Source organism: Pedobacter sp. MR22-3, assembly GCF_026240075.1.
Classification (GTDB): domain Bacteria; phylum Bacteroidota; class Bacteroidia; order Sphingobacteriales; family Sphingobacteriaceae; genus Pedobacter.
On sequence record NZ_JAPIVF010000001.1, the window covers coordinates 628,665 to 647,052 of the forward strand.

Annotated in this window: 12 protein-coding genes and 1 tRNA gene; 10 read left to right on the top strand and 3 right to left on the bottom strand. The window is 39.1% G+C overall.

Annotated features, from left to right (window positions below; translation table 11 throughout):
* Positions 1-65: 65 nt before the first annotated feature.
* Positions 66-473, bottom strand: a complete 408-nt coding sequence (locus OQ267_RS02780; RefSeq protein WP_265834794.1) for a DoxX family protein — start codon at positions 471-473, stop codon at positions 66-68.
* Position 474: 1 nt separating this feature from the next.
* A complete protein-coding gene (locus OQ267_RS02785) occupies positions 475-1,374 on the bottom strand; it encodes a S66 peptidase family protein (protein ID WP_265834795.1) in 900 nt (299 codons plus the stop codon).
* Between the two features lie 40 nt (positions 1,375-1,414).
* Here OQ267_RS02785 and metG point away from each other — a divergent pair, with 40 nt between their 5' ends.
* The 7 genes from metG (at position 1,415) to OQ267_RS02820 (ending at position 13,937) form a co-directional block, all read left to right on the top strand.
* The gene (metG, locus tag OQ267_RS02790; RefSeq protein WP_265834796.1) at positions 1,415-3,523 is read left to right on the top strand and encodes a methionine--tRNA ligase; all 2,109 of its coding nucleotides are present in this window, start codon (positions 1,415-1,417) and stop codon (positions 3,521-3,523) included.
* A gap of 72 nt (positions 3,524-3,595) precedes the next feature.
* Positions 3,596-3,667 (top strand) — tRNA-Arg (locus tag OQ267_RS02795).
* Positions 3,668-3,979: 312 nt separating this feature from the next.
* Complete coding sequence (locus tag OQ267_RS02800) at positions 3,980-5,251, top strand: site-specific integrase (RefSeq protein WP_265834797.1); 1,272 nt, start codon at positions 3,980-3,982, stop codon at positions 5,249-5,251.
* A 607-nt stretch (positions 5,252-5,858) separates the two neighbouring features.
* Positions 5,859-6,482 carry a DUF6088 family protein gene (locus OQ267_RS02805; RefSeq protein WP_265834798.1) on the top strand — a complete coding sequence of 208 codons (624 nt, stop codon included), beginning with the start codon at positions 5,859-5,861 and terminating at the stop codon, positions 6,480-6,482.
* Positions 6,466-7,467 carry a nucleotidyl transferase AbiEii/AbiGii toxin family protein gene (locus OQ267_RS02810; RefSeq protein ID WP_265834799.1) on the top strand — a complete coding sequence of 334 codons (1,002 nt, stop codon included), beginning with the start codon at positions 6,466-6,468 and terminating at the stop codon, positions 7,465-7,467. Before OQ267_RS02805 ends, OQ267_RS02810 begins: the two co-directional genes overlap by 17 nt.
* A gap of 335 nt (positions 7,468-7,802) precedes the next feature.
* A complete protein-coding gene (locus tag OQ267_RS02815) occupies positions 7,803-8,567 on the top strand; it encodes a metallophosphoesterase (RefSeq protein ID WP_265834800.1) in 765 nt (254 codons plus the stop codon).
* A gap of 801 nt (positions 8,568-9,368) precedes the next feature.
* Positions 9,369-13,937 carry a sacsin N-terminal ATP-binding-like domain-containing protein gene (locus tag OQ267_RS02820; RefSeq protein ID WP_265834801.1) on the top strand — a complete coding sequence of 1,523 codons (4,569 nt, stop codon included), beginning with the start codon at positions 9,369-9,371 and terminating at the stop codon, positions 13,935-13,937.
* A 219-nt stretch (positions 13,938-14,156) separates the two neighbouring features.
* On the opposite strand, the gene OQ267_RS02825 is transcribed toward OQ267_RS02820, so the two are convergent.
* Positions 14,157-15,467 (bottom strand): hypothetical protein, encoded by a 1,311-nt coding sequence (locus tag OQ267_RS02825; RefSeq protein ID WP_265834802.1) that lies wholly within the window; start codon positions 15,465-15,467, stop codon positions 14,157-14,159.
* A gap of 128 nt (positions 15,468-15,595) precedes the next feature.
* Between OQ267_RS02825 and OQ267_RS02830 the strand changes: the two genes are divergently transcribed.
* The 3 genes from OQ267_RS02830 (at position 15,596) to OQ267_RS02840 (ending at position 18,237) form a co-directional block, all read left to right on the top strand.
* A complete protein-coding gene (locus tag OQ267_RS02830) occupies positions 15,596-16,513 on the top strand; it encodes a hypothetical protein (RefSeq protein ID WP_265834803.1) in 918 nt (305 codons plus the stop codon).
* A 505-nt stretch (positions 16,514-17,018) separates the two neighbouring features.
* A complete protein-coding gene (locus OQ267_RS02835; RefSeq protein WP_265834804.1) occupies positions 17,019-17,768 on the top strand; it encodes a hypothetical protein in 750 nt (249 codons plus the stop codon).
* Positions 17,769-17,919: 151 nt separating this feature from the next.
* Positions 17,920-18,237: a helix-turn-helix domain-containing protein gene (locus OQ267_RS02840; protein WP_265834805.1), complete on the top strand. Its 318-nt coding sequence runs from the start codon at positions 17,920-17,922 to the stop codon at positions 18,235-18,237.
* The last annotated feature ends 151 nt before the right edge of the window (positions 18,238-18,388 follow it).

Sequence of the window (18,388 nt, forward strand, 5' to 3'; positions counted from 1 at the left end):
TTATACGTGCCCGCTGTTTAGATTTTAAACTCAATCTTCGGCGGCTTATTTATGATAATGTGCAATTATTTCTTATCCACGCTATACTTTCCAGGGCCAATAAAAATTAAGCTGAAAAATACAATGCCTAACTCTATCGCATGGCTGGCACCACCCAATCCATCGCCTTTGCCAAAGTGAACCAGTGCAGCAATAATCATGGTAAAAACCAGGGCTATGCAAGCGGGGCGGAAAAATAGTCCTACTATTAATAAAAAGCCTCCGAAGGTTTCTGCAACAGCGGCCATGAATCCCCAGAAGGTGGGTAAAAAACTTACGCCTACTACTTTCATGCTGCCGCCTAGTTGCTCCCACCCGGAAGGGCCGCCAGCCAGTTTCGGAAACCCGTGAACAATAAACATAATGCCAATGCCTATGCGCATAATCAATAAACCGGTATTGCGGTATTTACTTAAACCATCTAAAATTGCCATGTTATAAATATTTAAATTGAACGTTATTGTTTTCTACTTTCAGATTCACTTCAGTGCCCAGAACCATCGCCAGGTTGTGATCAATATGCCCGGTTGGAAAGTTAAAGCAAACCGGATAATCATATTCCTGAACAATATCCCAGATCACCTCCTCCACTGTTTGTCCGAATGGAATTTTTTCAGCTGCTATTTCATTAAAAGCTCCTATAACCAAGCCTTTTAAATGGGCCAGTTTGCCAGCTCTTTTAAGCATGCGCAACATCCGGTCAATGCTATATTCATGTTCACCAACATCCTCGAGAAATAATATTTTATGGTCGAAATCCATCTCCGAAACAGAGCCCTGTAACATGGTGAGTAAGGTTAAGTTTCCGCCAATTAACAAGCCGGTGGCTTCGCCGGTACGATTTGGAAATTCACTTTTGTATTGATAAGTCTGTTGCTCGCCAAATAAAGCTCTTTTTAATGAATCAATTGCTTCAGGTGTACTTTCTTCAAAAGTATAAGGCATCTGTCCATGGATGCACTGCACTTCGCATTGCGAAATAATGTGTGACAATAAAACAGTGATGTCACTAAATCCGATAATCCATTTAGGGTTTAAGTTAAATGGAGTAAAATCCAGCTCATCAATAATCCGAATGGTTCCATAGCCTCCCCTGCCTGCAATAATGGCTTTGATAGACGGATCATCCAGAAACTGCTGCATGTCTTTAGTCCTTAACTCATCCGTTCCGGCAAATTGATGGTGGCTGGCATACACACTCTCACCTATAATAACCTCCAATCCCCAGCTGCTTAAAATCGCTATAGCCTCATCAATGGACTTCGGTAATTTCTTAGCCGGGCATACCAAGGCAATCTTATCTCCTTTTTTTAAATATGGGGGCTGTTTAATCATCTTCAAAACACTTATCTTTGCCAAATTAATAAAAATTGTTTTGGATAATAGTAAAATAAAAAGATATACCGTAACTGCGGCACTTCCATATACCAACGGACCAGTTCATATCGGTCACCTTGCAGGTGTTTATATCCCTGCTGATATTTACGCCCGTTACCTGAGATCAAATAAACGCGATGTTAAGTTTATTTGTGGATCTGATGAAAACGGTGTGCCCATTACCTTAAAAGCCAAACGTGAGGGGATCACACCACAGGAAGTGGTAGATAAATACCATAAAATTATCGGAGATTCTTTTAAAGAATTTGGGGTTTCTTTTGATATTTACCACCGCACATCATCCCATACCCATCACCAAACTGCATCCGAATTCTTCAAAACGCTGTATGATAAGGGTGTTTTTACAGAAGAAGTTACCGAACAGTATTATGATCCTTCAGCCAAACAGTTTTTGGCCGATCGCTATATTACCGGTACCTGTCCGAAGTGTGGCAATGAAAATGCCTATGGTGATCAGTGTGAAAATTGTGGTTCCACACTTAATGCCACAGACCTGATTAATCCAAAATCTACACTTTCTGGTGATCAACCCATTTTAAAAGAGACTAAAAACTGGTTCCTGCCTTTAGATCAATATGAAGAAAGGCTAAGGACTTATATTGAAAGCCATAAAGAATGGCGGCCAAATGTATATGGGCAATGTCAAAGCTGGTTAAATGCTGGTTTACAGCCGCGTGCCATGACCAGAGATTTAGACTGGGGTGTTCGTGTGCCGCTCCGAGACGCGGAAGGTAAAGTGTTATATGTTTGGTTTGATGCACCTATTGGCTACATATCAGCCACGAAGGAATTATGTAATTATGCCAAATTGGATGTCTGGAATCCTAAGGCTGAAGAGTATTACATTAGTAATTACGAAAGCGATAAATGTGGCTGGGAAGCATATTGGAAGAGTGATGAAACCAAACTCGTTCATTTTATAGGGAAAGATAATATTGTTTTTCATTGTATTATTTTCCCGGCCATGTTAATGGCGCATGGTGAATATACCCTGGCAGATAATGTGCCGGCCAATGAATTTTTAAACCTGGAAGGGCAGAAGATTTCCACTTCAAAAAACTGGGCGGTATGGTTAAATGAATATTTGCGTGAGTTTGAAGGTAAACAGGATGTTTTACGTTATGTCCTCACCGCAACGGCTCCTGAAACCAAAGACAATGATTTTACCTGGAAAGATTTTCAGGCCAGGAATAATAATGAATTGGTTGCCATCTTGGGCAATTTCGTTAACCGCGTGATGGTACTTACCCATAAATATTTCAATGGAAGCGTACCTACCTGTATGGAAATTTTGCCGGTAGATCAGGCTGTAATTGATGAGTTGGCAAGCTATCCGGCTAAAATTTCTGCGTCAATAGAAAATTATCGTTTCAGGGAAGCTTTATCAGAAGTGATGAACGTGGCCCGTTTGGGAAACAAATACCTGGCAGAAACTGAACCCTGGAAATTGATTAAAACGGATGAGGATCGGGTACGTACCATTTTACACCTTTCTATTCAAATTGCGGCTAACATTCAGGTTTTGATTGAACCTTTTTTACCCTTTACGGCAGAGAAACTGATGAATATGCTGAAAAATGGCGGGAACGAATGGGATGATGCGGGTTCAGTAAATCTAATTAAACGCGGACATGATATCGGTGAGGCTGTACTGTTATTCGAAAAAATTGAAGATGCGGAGATTGATTTTCAAATTGCAAAACTCAACCAGAGCAAATCAACAAATGCCGCCAACAACGCCATAGCTACACCAGCAAAAGAAAATATTAATTTTGATGATTTCTCTGCTATGGACATTCGCGTAGCCACCATTGTTGCTGCAGAAAAAGTGGAGAAAACAAAGAAACTGTTAAAGTTAACGGTAAATACGGGTATAGATGAGCGCACCGTGGTATCAGGCATTGCAGAACATTACAAGCCAGAAGATATTATAGGAAAACAAGTGAGCATTATTGTCAATCTGGCCCCAAGAGAAATTAAAGGTATTTTATCACAAGGTATGATTTTGATGGCGGAAAATTCAGAAGGAAAACTTACTTTTGTGGCACCTGCTGAAAAATTTGAAGCAGGTAGTGTAATCAGATAATTGTTAATAATTGTGATTTAGGTTTTGCATTTGTAAATCTAAAATCGTAATTCTGCAAATCTAAAATTACTTGGTCCCGTAGTTCAACGGATAGAATAGAAGTTTCCTAAACTTTAGATATGAGTTCGATTCTCGTCGGGACCACATCCTTAGATTCAAACCAGAACATTGTCGCGCAAATCGTTGATTTTCAAGACTTTGTTTTGGTTTTTATAACACATTAAGACCCGTTTTCGACCATTTTGATTGGTTAATTTTAGTGAGTCGAAAACTGACTATTTTTTGTAAAACACTGTAGGTCAGTGGATTGATCGAAACATCAAAACCAGAATTATTCCGAAATGTTCGGGTGCTGGATTATTTTGTAAGATATTGATTTACAGCTCGTTCGACTGACGAACATCTTGATGACTCACTGGCTCAAATGTACATTTGTTTAATTTTAAATGTATCATTATGAGTTACAATTTTCATCTTTTATTCTATCTGAAAAGACCAAAAAATTTTATCAAGGGCGAGATGATGCCCATCTATTTACGGATTACCGTGAAAGGAAAACATTCGGAATATTCTGTCGGCAGGGAAATTATTCCCAGCTTCTGGTCTGCGCTTAAAGGGAAAGGCACTGGCCTGCGGGAGGAGATCCGGGAACTTAATGATTATCTGGACACGCTGGCCTCAAAAGTTCGACGGTTTCATACCACTCTTGTTGAAAAGGAAGATGAGGTGACAGCGGTAGTCTTGAGGGATCATCTTACCGGAAAGAATACGTCTAACCATAGCCTACTGAGAGTTTATCAGAAGCACAATGACAATATGGAAAAACTGATTGGTAAAGGGTACAGTTATAGCACGTTTCAAACCTATCAAAGTTCCATCAGACATGTTAAACAATTTCTTCAGCTCAAATATGAGGTTCAGGACATTAACATCAAAAAGGTGGATTTTAAATTTATCACCGATTATGAGTTATTTCTTAGGATAGATCGAGGAAATAATGCAATGTCTGCCCGGAAATATATTGTTCACTTGAAAAAAATCATGCTCTATTGCCTGGGTGCCGGGTGGATTGTTGGTAATCCATTTTTAAATTATCGCAATACTGCTAAAGCTAAGGCAAGGACTTTTCTAAATATGGAAGAGTTGGATCGGATCAAAAACAGGGACTTTCCACTTGAGCGCTTAAATATCGTTCGTGACATTTTTATTTTCAGTTGCTACACAGGCCTTTCTTATATTGATGTGAAGCAGCTTCGCCCGGATCAGATTACAAAGGGTGATGACGGTAATTTATGGATATTCATCAAACGGCAGAAAACGGAAACACCCTGTCACATCCCCTTGTTGGATGAGGCGAAAGTAATTCTTGACAGATATAAGAATCACAGGATATGTAGATGGAGAAAAGTCGCGTTGCCGGTGCTCACTAATCAACGCACAAATGGTTACCTGAAAGAAATCGCCGATCTTTGTAACATCACTAAAGTGCTTACTTATCATCTCGCCAGGCATACTTTCGCAACCACTATTACCCTTTCAAATGGTGTTCCGATTGAGACCGTATCCCAAATGCTTGGTCATAATAGCTTGAAAACAACACAGCATTATGCGAAGGTTATCGATACTAAAGTTAGTACTGAGATGTCTGCATTACAGGAGAAACTTTTAAACCGAGATAAGGAAGAAGAAGATACTGGTGATATGAAAGTTATGAAGCTATTTAGATAAATTGCTTTTCAATGTAAACGGAAATCGGTTGTAATTTGTCTTGTCAATCTTAATCTGATTGCCAGTATTTGTATCAACACTAGGCAGATAATTTTCACACAAGGGTTTAAAAAATAAATAATTATTATACTAATAGTATTACTTTTTATGTTTTTTTAAACTGGTATTAAGATGTCTGCATTACAGGAGAAACTTCTAGAAGGATAAAGAGGAGGATGATGGTGATGTGAAGGTTATGAAGCTTTTTAGCTAGATTGTTAGCTATGTAGCTGTTATAGGCTTTGAATATTGAAGCAATGTTAATTTAGATTCTTCTTAGTTGAGTAAAATCATTAAAATATAGTTCATGGTGTAATCTTTTTAGGGAACATTTTTATGGCAACTGTGAGTTTTTATAATTATAGTGTTTTGAGTATTATGGTTGCACGGCAACTTAAGAGAAAAAACGGGCCCCATCAAATTTCCAACAGATTTAGGAAGTGCGAGTAGCAAGTAGACTTAAGTGACTTATTCCTATACGTCAATCATTCTTCTTATGAGCCTAAAAAAGCTAGCGTAAAGTGTCACAAATATTTCATAAATTTGTGGCAAAATAATTCATTTTATTATGAGATATTCAGCACATAATCAGATATTTAATAAGATAATAAAGAATAAGCGCGGAAAGCTATTTTTCCCAACCGACTTTTCGGATATTGGTAGTGCTGATGCGATCAGGAGCAGCCTGTACAGGCTTGAAAGGGATCATGTATTGGAACGGCTTGCGCATGGAATTTATTTGTATCCGAAGATAGATCCTGTTTTTGGTAGCCTCTACCCTTCTACTGAGGAGATAGCGGAAAGTATTGCTAGGCGTGATCATGCGAGGATTATTCCTACAGGATCTGCTGCTTTACATAAACTGAGGCTGACTACACAGGTGCCGATGAATGTTACTTATCTGACTGATGGTGCGCCTAGGAAAATCAAGATCGGAAAGCAGCGGATTACTTTTAAGCCTACAACGGCAAAGAAGCTGGCTACTAAAGGAAAGATCAGTACGCTGGTGATACAGGCGCTTTCAGAACTGGGTCAGAAGAATGTGGATAGCCAGGTGCTAGACCGTTTGAAGTTGGTACTGAAGAATGAAGATAACAGGAACATTGAACATGATGCTAAATTAGCACCGGCATGGATTGCGGTGATATTGAATGAACTCTCTAAATCGATAGAAAATGATAAACTGGCTTAAATCAACGGCTGAACGTCAGAAAGAATTATTGGGACTGGCCAGTAACAAGACTGGTCTTCCCGCTTATGCGATAGAAAAGGATTGGTGGGTAACTTTGGCGCTGTATGCGATATTCCGGACTCCCTGGTCGGATCATTTGGTGTTCAAAGGTGGTACTTCTTTAAGTAAATCCTGGGACCTGATCGAGCGTTTTTCCGAAGATATCGATCTGGTTATTGACCGGTCGGTACTGGGTTTTGGGGAAGAGCTGAGTAACTCCAAGATTAAAGAATTGCGCAAGGCTTCCTGTGCCTTTATTTCAGGGGAATTTAGGGACGGGTTGGAAAAGGAGTTGCTCGATTTGGGCATCCCTGCAGATCTGTTTTCTTTAAAAGTGGCTGAAACGACAGAATCTGACCGGGATCCTCAGGTACTGGAGCTGTATTACGAGTCTGTACTAGAAAAAGGCGGTTATTTAAAAGAGGCTGTACTTATCGAAATTGGTGCCAGGTCGCTAAAAGAGCCTTCAGAGCAAAGGGAAATTAGCCCGATTATTTCGCAGGCTTTGGGCGATTTTAAGGTAGCTGGGGAACCGTTCAGCGTGCTTACTGTTCTGCCAATGCGTACATTTTTGGAAAAGGTTTTTCTCCTACATGAGGAATTTTGTAAGCCTGCTGAGAAGATAAGAACAGAAAGAATGTCGCGGCATCTATATGATCTGGATAGGATTATGGATACTGAGCATGGTAAACAGGCGCTGGAAGATAAGGATTTATACAAGGGAATAGTGGAACATCGGGCAAAATTCAATGTGATCCGAGGAATTGGTTACGAAAAACATGGGTATCAGGATATCAGCTTTATTCCACCGGCTGAGGTATTGGGAGCTTGGGAAAATGATTATAAGGCCATGCAGAAAAGTATGATCTATGGTGACTCGAAAACGTTTAAAAAGTTGGTCGGACGTATGGAGGAACTGACCAAAAGGTTCCGAGATGTAAAATAACTTCTTTATTTCAGGAGGATAAATTGCCTGCTTTTTTGTTTTAAGGTTTATTCATACCAGCTGGATTTTGGTTTACGAAAATGGGAGTTTTCGGCGATGATCGCCGCAATTCTCCGTTTCGGTAAACCGAATTTGCGTGTCTGTGCACCGATTATACCTAATTACTTATAAGCCAATTGATTTTTTAGATAAACAGTGATTAGCTAATTGATTGTTATTTCAATCATTTATGTTGATTAAGTTTGAAATAACAATCATCATACATCGAATGCAGTCATCCTTTTTTGTAAAAACGTTAGGAACAATTTCTGTCTGAAAAACCATAATATATTCGAATGTTATCAACTAAAGAAATGAAAATAAAGATAATTAGCGACTTACATCAAGAATTTGGGATCTCAGATTTGGATTTTAGTAATGCTGATCTCATTATCCTGGCTGGAGATACAAACTTGGGGACAAAAGGAATAGAATGGGTAAAGCAAAACATCCCTGATAAACCGGTAATATATTTATTGGGTAATCACGAATATTATAAGGGATCATACCCGAAGACACTCAACAAAATACTTGAAGCATCCAAAAACTCAAATGTAAATGTCCTTGAAAATAATATGGTTGAGTTTGAGGGCATAAGGTTCCACGGTGCAACTTTGTGGACGGACTTTAGCTTATTTGGAAATCCTGTGGAATCTGGCATTATTTGCCAGGCTAGAATGAACGATTATGCACAGATACGTGTTGATCCAGCATACTCAAAATTAAGATCAATAGATACTTACCAGATTCACCAAAAATCAAAATCTTGGCTACAAAAAAGTCTCAAAGAATCAATTGGCTTTAAGAATGTGGTAATTACCCATCATGCTCCTAGTGTGAAGTCGATACCCGAGCTTGATAGAGATCATGCCTTGTTGGCTGCCTATGCTTCGAACCTGGAAGATGTGATTTTGGAGCATCAGCCCTTGTATTGGATTCATGGCCACATCCATACGCCTATCAGATATACTATTGGTAACACTGAAATTATCTGTAATCCACATGGCTATCTGAATGAGAAGTATAATGGCTATGAGAAAGATTTGATCATTGAGGTTTAAGATCCAAATGAAACTTAACATTTATCATCATGAAAAATTAGAACTACGATAGTGATTGATGTTTATATTTTAGCGAAATGGGGTCAATTTGATATTTATACCAATTTTAGAATTTAACGTGCTAAAAAAACAATAAAAATCCTTTAGGGTATAGACTAATGTTCAAGAAATCAAGCGGTTCATGATACATGAACATAAGAATAAAATGAACATTACTGCATTTTTTAGGTAAATGCTTTTTGCTGTCAAACTATCGGCAGTAAAGCGCCATTACTGCCGATAGTTTGTATTTCAGCTAAGTCGTTTTATGACTGAAATCTGGTGCAAATAATAAAATGCTTCTGGGTTTCTTTTTTTAGTTTATTCAATTTTTGGTTGAAGCTTTGATTGAACAAACCAATTTACTTGACCCCATAGGACCAATTTTTGTTTACTTGAAAAATGCATTGATAATTAGTGTATTGTTAAAAAATTGATTTCGGCGACCAGGTTCAACAGACAATGGTTTATCCACTCGGGACTACAGGGCTCGAAAAATAAGCTCCGATTCGAAATTGATAACGACTGATCATCGCATTTTCTTGCCATTGAGTTGCTGCAAATAGCCTTGTGTTGATTTCGAGATACTAAAGAAGATTTGCCTATGTATGATTACTCTTACGCTATTTGGATATATACAGAATAATGGCTCTTATTTGTGCATTTTTTGAATACCTTTCTCAAAATTTCACTTGGAAGTAGGCGATTACGTTCTATATTTATATCCAACGCTATATCACAAATGAATACGCAACCTCAACTATGACCTTCAAAGACGAGATACAAAAGCTCAAGGATAAAAACATAAACACATACACTAACGATTGGGACAGATTTATCGCTGATTTCAATAGGGAACAGGAACTCACTAAGGAGTACAATGGAAGACAGTTGCTGGAGCTTCTTCAAAATGCTGACGATGCAGGTTCTTCAAACGTTCTAATTTCATTGAATACAAGAGAAAAAAAACTAACTATCTCTAATGAAGGCAAGAAATTTGGTGTTGGGGGAATAAAATCCTTAATGCTGGCCAATCTGAGCACAAAGACCAAGATTGAGTACATAGGCAACAAGGGGCTTGGATTCAGATCAATCCTGAACTGGGCCAACATTGTCACCATATTCAGCAATGGTTGTAAAATTTCCTTTTCTCCTGTGATCGCAAAAGAAATTTTTGAAAACAAGATCGGTCTATCTCAAAAAGAACAATTAGTGATTAAACAGGAACGAAATCTGGCGGCTTCCGCAATTCCCTTTCCGGTGCTGGCTATTCCCGAAGTTGTTGAAACGATCTTTGAAAGTAAATGGAGCACCGTAATTGAAATAGATTTTAAGCCTGAATACCTCAAGGATATTGAAGATCAGATTAAGGAGCTTAGTGAGGAGGTTTTGCTTTTTTTAAATAACATTGGATCGATAACAGTAATAAAAAATGGCATCACAGAAATAGCGCTGAAAAGTGAAAAGTTAGATTTCGGCGAGTTCAGCTTGATTACTATAAGAGACAAGTCATGGAAAGTTTTTGAGGAAAGCAAGGAGTTACCCGCAGAATACCAGGACAAAGATAAAAATGAAAAGCAGCATTTCCAACTTAAAGTCGCCTTTCAGGAAAACCTATCGGACAGTTTCAATAAAATATTCAATTTCTTTCCAACCCAGCTATCCCTGTCATTGCCTTGCATAGTACATGGCACTTTTGAACTGAACAGCTCCCGAAATCACCTCAACGAATCAAAAAAAAATGGTTTCATTCTAGAAAACCTGGTTGGATTATTACAAACCTGTTCTATTTACCTGAGTAAGTTATCACTAGATTGGAGAGCTTATCAATTATTGACACCGAGGTTGCTTCAATCAGACTCGAAGCTAATCGACACTTTTTACTCTAACTTAAATAAAGCAAAGCAAAGTTCATTGATTTTCCCGTGTGTGGATAGGTTCTACCGAAACTTTCAAGATATCCATTATTATAACAATGGTTTCAATGGTTTTTTTATGAAGCATTTTCCTAAAGCCCTACCGACACTATTGATACCGTTTCCAGATGAAATCGATAACATTTTCAATGGCAAGACTGTCCCTGAAAATGAAGTGATCGATATCATGGATGCACTCTCTAGGGATGGGCTAACCATTTCAGAGAGAACTGAGCTGATCGTACAGCTTTCTACCCTATCTTTAAAGGAAGAGACTACCAAGGCATCGTTGCTCATAAATGAAAAGCACATTATCATTGACAAGAACGACGTAGCATTCACTCCTGTAATCCGGTCTGGGGAAGAGTTCAATATTCCAAAATCTGTTAAGGTCGACTTTATGAACTCCGAACTCTACGATGCCCTGGTAAAAAAGCTGGAGCATCGCTTTGAAAAAAAGGAGCCCCGGTCCAGGGAGCTTCAACGGATTATCAAGAACATTGTCAACCTGCAGCCTTATGACAGCAACAATGTGATTGAAAAAATCATCATCGGCACCGCAGATGCTCTGGACTCCATAAGAGAACATGAAGATAAAAATGGGTGTATAAGGGAAATGGTATCAGCACTCTATTATAACTTCAGAAATATCGAAAACAGACAAGAGCGAGTAAGGCTAAAAGTTCCACTAATGAGCCGAGCGGGCAGGATAATTACCGCATCTGATCTTTTTCTGAGCGGCACATATCCCAGTGGAAGGATTACCGAGGAAATCTATTCTGGGGAATTTTCTAGTGACAACTATCTCCAGGAGATTGCATATTGGAATTTGAATCAAGAAAACAGCGATAACGTAGAAGACTTCTTCCTTTGGCTTGGGGTAAATAAATTTTCCAAGATCGAAACCTTTAGTCTTCAAAATAATTGGTCCGAGCAAGATTATATTAATTTTTCATTCAAGAACGGAACAGAACGGCCAGACAATTTTGAAATCAACAAGATCCAAAGGGAATCTTTTGTGAGCCGAATTGTAAATTTCGACCAGATAAAAACACTTTCGTTAAGCAAAATGATTTTGCTCGCATACTACGATACCTTTATCAGAAAACAGTTGGAGGGGAATGACGAACGAATCAATTGGTATTATGTAACCCAGCGCCCAGCAATATCCTTTAAATTTTCCTATCTGCGTTATCAATTCATTAGTTCTCGGATTTTTTCAAAGTTCCTGCTTGAGGATGGAAACGACCAGTTCAATAAGTTGATAAACGATGGTCTAGAGATCGACTACGCTTTTCTACTTTCCTATGGGATTAACAAGGCTGATGTAAGGGCTATCTTGTTAAAAATGGGTGCCAAGGAGTCTTTTGGAGAATTGGAGCCTGTGGACATATATGATATCCTAAGGGCCATTCCAACAAAAGATAAGGATGGAAAAGGTTCTACTACTCAAAAAATATACAAGCTGGCCCTGGATGGACTAGTGGACCAAAACTCAAATTATCCTGTTCCACAAGATTTGATATTTTTTTCAAAAATGGGAGACCGGGAAGAGTATCGCCAGGCCAATGAAGTTTATTATTCAGATAATACGATACTCCCTAAGACGATCTTAAATACACTATATCTTCTTAACCTTCCTAAACGAAGTGGTGAGGATAAGGTCGAAGAGTATTTCGGAGTAAAAAGCTTAAGGGAATTCAAGATTTCCCTAGACTCCGGTAAGATTAAGTATAACCATTGCGATACTGATTTTTCGGTCTTTTTTGAATCTATCAAGCCATATTTACTGGCCTATAGGTTGAGCAGTCCCAATTTAAAACGCAAAACAGTGGATGGGGAAGCTAAACGGCGAGAGGCCAGGTTGATCAGGGAAAGCAGCATACATATCGTTGACCAGGCCTTTTTCAGTTTCGGAGAAAAAAGGGACATTCAAGTGGAGCAAAAGGAGTTTATCAATGTGAAAGGAGAATTTTATTACAGGGATTTCGAGACAAATAGCTTGGAAAGCCTCAGAAAAGACTCTATTTTCTGTGATGCATTTGCAGAAATGATCTGTATAATTTTTAAGCTAAACGATCTCAAGAATGATTTTAGGCAGGTACTAAAAAACGACATCACAGATACTGTTCATCTCGCAAGGCAGGATCTGGGAGAAGACACGCTTCAAGAAGCTTATGAATTATTGGGTATCTCAAGGTTAGAAATCGATTTCTGGAATAATATCCTGACATTTAAAAAAATGGATTTGCTCAGAGAACCCATGGAAAATCACGCTAAACTTAAGGCCAACCTCGAGCAATCACTGGGAATTATCATGAACGAAGATTACGACAAAGTTGATTTCATGACCTTTGAAACCAATGAAAGCTTTGCGCTGGCTAGAAACATTATTGAACAACTGGAATTGGAGTTGAGCGACTTCTTGCCCATGGGGATAGGGAAATTTCACACGGCGCAATTTTTCAATCTACTTAAGGACAATGAACACAATTTTAAACAGCTGACCTGGGAAAATCTCAATAAGAATCCCAAAAACCAGAGAAGCTTTATCAAATCGCTCAACCAATATAACCAGGGAATCAGAACCAGATTAGTCCTCAAGGGAGAGGAAACAAAGTACCTTCTCGATGTCCCCTATCTTGATATTCTTTCCGCCATGATTTCGGCTGAAACTGGTATTGACCTGCAGGCCCACTTTACGGAAACGGAAATAGCGATGCTGTACCCTAGATTATTAGCATTACACCATATCGAGGAGAATGATATTAGTAATGAGCATATCAGGAGCCTGCTCTACTTCTCAGGGAATGAAATAGAAGTTCAATCCTACCTATCAGCCTATCATCCAGTATTATCTCCAGATGACAAATCGGATGATAGGACAACTCCAGCTTCCCAAAAAGGAAAATTAATTGAAACAAAAATTGGGAAGGGAGGGAAAATATTTTCCGGCCGAACAGGAAACGATGTCAGCGGATCTTCGTGGGTACATAGCAATAATGGGGAAAAAGGAAAAAAAAGAAAAGGAAAGGATGCCGAGCAGCTGGTTTATGATACCCTTATCGGTGAATTTGGTTTAAAGAATGTACGATGGGTTTCGGGAAACTCTAACACTCCCGATAAAAACGACAAACTGCACTATGACATGGAATACAAAAACCATCAGGGACAATGGAAGAATGTTGAGGTTAAAGCCATCATGGAAAATCAGTTTATTATCTCCGGGGCTGAGAAAGAATTTGGTCTCTCTCACCCTGACAGCTTCGAGATGGCATTAGTGAGGGATACAAATATCTTTCTGGTAAAGGACATCTTCAAGCTTGACGTGCATGAGAGTTTTGAAAACAATTCCAAGTTTAATGCTCAACCCAAAGACTACATATTTACCTTTAACCTAACCGGTCCAATCTAATTTCCTGAGCAGCAAAACTAATTCACAAACAATTTGGCCCATCACAAACGAAATAAAAAATTAAGAAATCTATTGATCAGACAAACCTTGAATAAGTAGCTGCTTAACTAAATAAATAAAATACGTAAAAGCGTTTTGGCTGATTGTGAGGTTGAGCTAACAATATCTTGGTTCACCACCTGGATCAAGAAAGGCCAATATGATCTAACTGCTATATCATTATTCGCTTTGTACCGTATTCGGTATTTTTCTATTCAGCTGCCACATCTTGAGAACCCGGGTCATCGAACAGTCCAGATCCTGATAGGCCCTAAACCATGGGTTTATATCACACAGTGCATTGGTATAATCGGGAACTCCCCCAGCAACTGCGGATGCCCTACAAAAGGATTTCATTCCACAAGGAACTTGGATACCGATCAGGATCTTTAGGATGTTTGCAATCGCCCAATTAAGATCAGGCTGAATATATTTTCCTGCCAATTCTTCAATAACGATAAAAGTTCCGGATGATTTCGCATTGAGTTGAAGAGGGCCACCGATATTCCGCATCGTTAGCTTCAGCTCTGGGTTGTCATAGAAGGAGCCGTGAAGGACTATATCAAGTGGAAATGCGATATTTCGGTTTCTCAATCCCAAACCATGATCAATAATGTGATCCATCCATTCTATGTTTGCCTTAAACATTTTCGATGGGAAATATCCTGCCAAGTAACATTTTGCAATTTGCCCCAGTGCACTAAGCATCTGTATTCTAGCTAATTTCTGGTTTTGGTAAAAAAAGATATCATTCGAAAAATATTCGTATATTTTCTTTGGATTTCCGTTAGTATAAGCGGAATCGCGCAGTTTAAGCAGATTTTGATAAAATTTCGGACCAGGTTCAGCCGTCATGAGTGAGATATCGCATAATGCGAAAATATTGAGTTTGTCCACCGCAAACTCGGGAAACAAAAACCTGCTCAGTAGCTCAGCCGCATGATAAGGAAGCGTCGGAGCGAGTACACTGGCAGGAAACAGTATCTTCTCTGCAATATATGCCATGCTCTCGCTAACCGCCAGAGAGCCAAAAGTATAATGTCGACCGTCATTGAATGTGATAATAAGTTCGGGGATATTTGCTTGCTCACTGGTGATCACACTGGTCTTACGCAATTCTACATGCTCGATATCCACCTGACCAACGATGTTGTGTACCGATCCCAGTAACTTATTGGTGATATCGGTAGTGACCTTTACTCCTGGATCTAATTGGGCGGGATGAATAGGTACAGAAAATACGGTTGAGCCATTCTCAATAATTTCCCTGCAATGGTGGATGTATTCGCCCATCCTGATGATGTTGCTGAGTCCATGGAATGTCGATACATCCTGAATGAAGTGCATGTATTCGTGAAAATAGGTACTTGCAGCTTTCTCGCTTAAATTCTGGATATCCAAGAAGGATTCTTCAGATCCGATTTCCATCTTGAAAAAAGATGGCAAATAAGTACCTGAAGAGGCAAAAAATTCAACTTGATCAAACAACATAAAATTTGGATTGATAGCCTTTCTACACTTTTGCAGATCAGGCCGATATATTCCGAAAACCAGCACATTCCAAATAGAAGTAAAATGTGTATCTTCATGTCATAAATTAACATAAAAAAATCTCAAATATGAAGCGCTCCATGATTCTTTTGGCCTTAGGTCTATGTGTAACCCATACTTTACTTGCCCAAAGCAGCTCTTGGAAAATAAGATACAAGATCTTCCTTCCCGGAAATGAAAACTTTTCGATACAGTATAAGACCGGAGTCGAATCGACTGAAGAGACAACGGGCTATATCACGGATGGAAATGACATCAAAAGTACAGTTACAAGCATCAAAATAAAGGATCTAGGTAAAAAATTTGACTATAACACCTATGGTACTTTCAAGGGGAGGTCATATCTATATGCCGATGTGTTGCAGAGTGCGGACAAATCGAAGCTAATCATTCATTTTTGGCCAATTAAAAATTATGATGCAGCACAGCGTCACGCCACAAAGAAAGACTCATTATCAGCCGATAGCGCAGCGATTACCTTCAACGGATTGATCGAAAACAACACTTTTTATTTTAATCTCAACAAACGGGAATATCTATATCTAAACTCAGCTGCATGGCACGCTGGTCCTTTGACCATGCCCTTCAAGGTTTATCTGGGCTCCAGGGACAAGGTTCACACCAACAATGTCGCAGCGGATATAAATGCAGGACTTTATATTGGCCAAAAATGGGGAAAGAAAGGGTTTGTCGACATGCCAGCAGAGAAAGACGGAAAGAGTCATGAGGGATTCGTTTCTTTAAATGGAATCATTGGTTTTTCAAAGATCAGCGTCGCGAAAACCGACAACATCAATGACAACACAAATGAGGGATCCGTTCTTGGTTTCAGTCCCGGCATAGGGCTTGGTCTCCACTACGATAGCTTTGTGTTTTTCTTAGCTGGGGGAATAGATATACCCATTAGCAATTCGATAGCTGAAAACTGGAGGTACAAAAATCAGCCATGGCTAGGGTTTGGACTTGGCTTCAGCATATTTAAATAGAAAATAAAGGCCAAGATATCTCGATTAATTTCCATATGTTGGCAGAAGATCAGCTGACAATAAACTCTACTGATCCTGGACACTTGCGTACTTTATGATGAACTTAGCAACTTATTTGACCAATCCAGTTATTCCCAGATTTAACTTTTATCCTAATAGCCTTGATTCATATTAGATGCATTTAGTGAACGGTTTGGCCTCATTTACAAAAGAGAAAAAAGAATTCACTGAGTTAACAGAATAGGGATTCCTGTGGGAGCAGTGTTGCCCTCAAGGTGGTGCGAAAATTGAACAGGGAAAGGATGGTAAAATGAAGAGTAAGTTTCATTGAACATCTTTTCCAATAATATGTGTATTTCCGTCGAAAGGTTCCACTCTTAAAAAACAAAGTCAGAATTGGCGAAAGCCGGCAATTGCCTACAGACTTTAATAGTTGTATATTGCTATCAATTGTTAACAGTTCCCTGTCTGGTTACTGAAAGGGAACCCCACTCCATAATTTATCATGACGAAACGTTTCTTTAAATTTCGGGGGAGATTTGATTTTTCTCCACATCCATATGAGATAGGCAACCCAATATTTTCCAATAGAAAATTAGAGGATAATTTCTTTGCTCTAAAACTTTATAGCCTACTTGACAGTGAATATAAAGCCTTTTATGATTTTCACCTCAATCATTATCTGCAACGAAATCCAGATGGAAAGGAAGCTTTCTTTCGTAAGGTAAACCGCAGCATTCAAAGACGAATTACTTTTTATTCAGCTAAGGATCCGTTCAAATCCGTATATGAGATTAACTCGGCCAATCTTGATAAATTAGAAGCCTTCCAAGGATTCTTAAATACCATTGATGAGTGGAATGTAAATACCTCAACAGAAAAGATGCTGAATCAAAAAGATGCAGAAATTGGGCTGCTTAAAAGCAATCTGGCAGACCTGCAGGCCCGTCTCGATGAACTATTGCAGTATGAGGCTAGCGAAAAAATTGTAATCAATAGCGGAAATATAGTGGCATTCATGGATGTGATGAGAAAGATCCGAAAACTGGTATTACCCAATGGCAAAAGGCTTTTAGTTACACAAGGTCACAGTCCATGGTATAAAATGATCGCCAAGAACTTTGTTCATGGAGATAAACCAATATCATTGGCGACAGCTCAAAATTATTTTTCTCCCGAAAACTCCTCCAAGCATATTTTTATATCCGATGAAGATAAAGCATTTGATATTGTTTCCCATGTGCCTGTTAAATAACATTGGGATAGTTGAGCGCATCTATGCCCAAACACCTCCATTGGGCATCTGATTACACGTTTCTGTTCTCACTTTTGATGTGAAATCTCCGTACAGATAGGGGTTTGTCTGTAGCAAGCCGGAGAGAATTGATCATTAAATTTTAAGAGACATGAATTTAGACCTGGTTACCAAAAGTGATTTGCTTGAACTAAAAAGCGATCTGATCGAAGAGATCAAAAAAATTGTTCCACTTCAAACGGCAGCGCCTGATGAGTACCTCAAAAGTTCTGAGGTCAGAAAGCTCATGAAAATTTCTGCCGGTACCCTTCTGCACTTGCGGGTAAGCGGCAAACTGCCCTTTACTAAGATTGGCCGCATTGTATATTTTAGCCGGGAGAATATTAGGCGGATCCTAGGTAATGGTACGCCTGAAAATGCGGTTGTCAAACGGTTATTTCGAGAGGAGGCGCATGGGGAGCGTAAATAAAAATCTTGAATATCTTAAAGACCGGATTCAGGCGGATCAGAGACTTTCAGCGTTTCACGTGAGCCTTTTGGCTGCGCTGATTTTTGCCTCAGAAAACCTCGGCTTGACTCACCCTTTCCAGGTGAGCCGGAGCAAACTGATGCGTTCATCC

Excerpts from the sequence above, each read along its gene's own strand:
- OQ267_RS02780 (WP_265834794.1), bottom strand. The coding sequence starts at position 473 with ATGGCAATTTTAGATGGTTTAAGTAAATACCGCAATACCGGTTTATTG.
- OQ267_RS02785 (WP_265834795.1), bottom strand. The coding sequence starts at position 1,374 with ATGATTAAACAGCCCCCATATTTAAAAAAAGGAGATAAGATTGCCTTG.
- OQ267_RS02800 (WP_265834797.1), top strand. The coding sequence starts at position 3,980 with ATGAGTTACAATTTTCATCTTTTATTCTATCTGAAAAGACCAAAAAAT.
- OQ267_RS02805 (WP_265834798.1), top strand. The coding sequence starts at position 5,859 with ATGAGATATTCAGCACATAATCAGATATTTAATAAGATAATAAAGAAT.
- OQ267_RS02810 (WP_265834799.1), top strand. The coding sequence starts at position 6,466 with ATGATAAACTGGCTTAAATCAACGGCTGAACGTCAGAAAGAATTATTG.
- OQ267_RS02815 (WP_265834800.1), top strand. The coding sequence starts at position 7,803 with ATGTTATCAACTAAAGAAATGAAAATAAAGATAATTAGCGACTTACAT.
- OQ267_RS02820 (WP_265834801.1), top strand. The coding sequence starts at position 9,369 with ATGACCTTCAAAGACGAGATACAAAAGCTCAAGGATAAAAACATAAAC.
- OQ267_RS02825 (WP_265834802.1), bottom strand. The coding sequence starts at position 15,467 with ATGTTGTTTGATCAAGTTGAATTTTTTGCCTCTTCAGGTACTTATTTG.
- OQ267_RS02830 (WP_265834803.1), top strand. The coding sequence starts at position 15,596 with ATGAAGCGCTCCATGATTCTTTTGGCCTTAGGTCTATGTGTAACCCAT.
- OQ267_RS02835 (WP_265834804.1), top strand. The coding sequence starts at position 17,019 with ATGACGAAACGTTTCTTTAAATTTCGGGGGAGATTTGATTTTTCTCCA.
- OQ267_RS02840 (WP_265834805.1), top strand. The coding sequence starts at position 17,920 with ATGAATTTAGACCTGGTTACCAAAAGTGATTTGCTTGAACTAAAAAGC.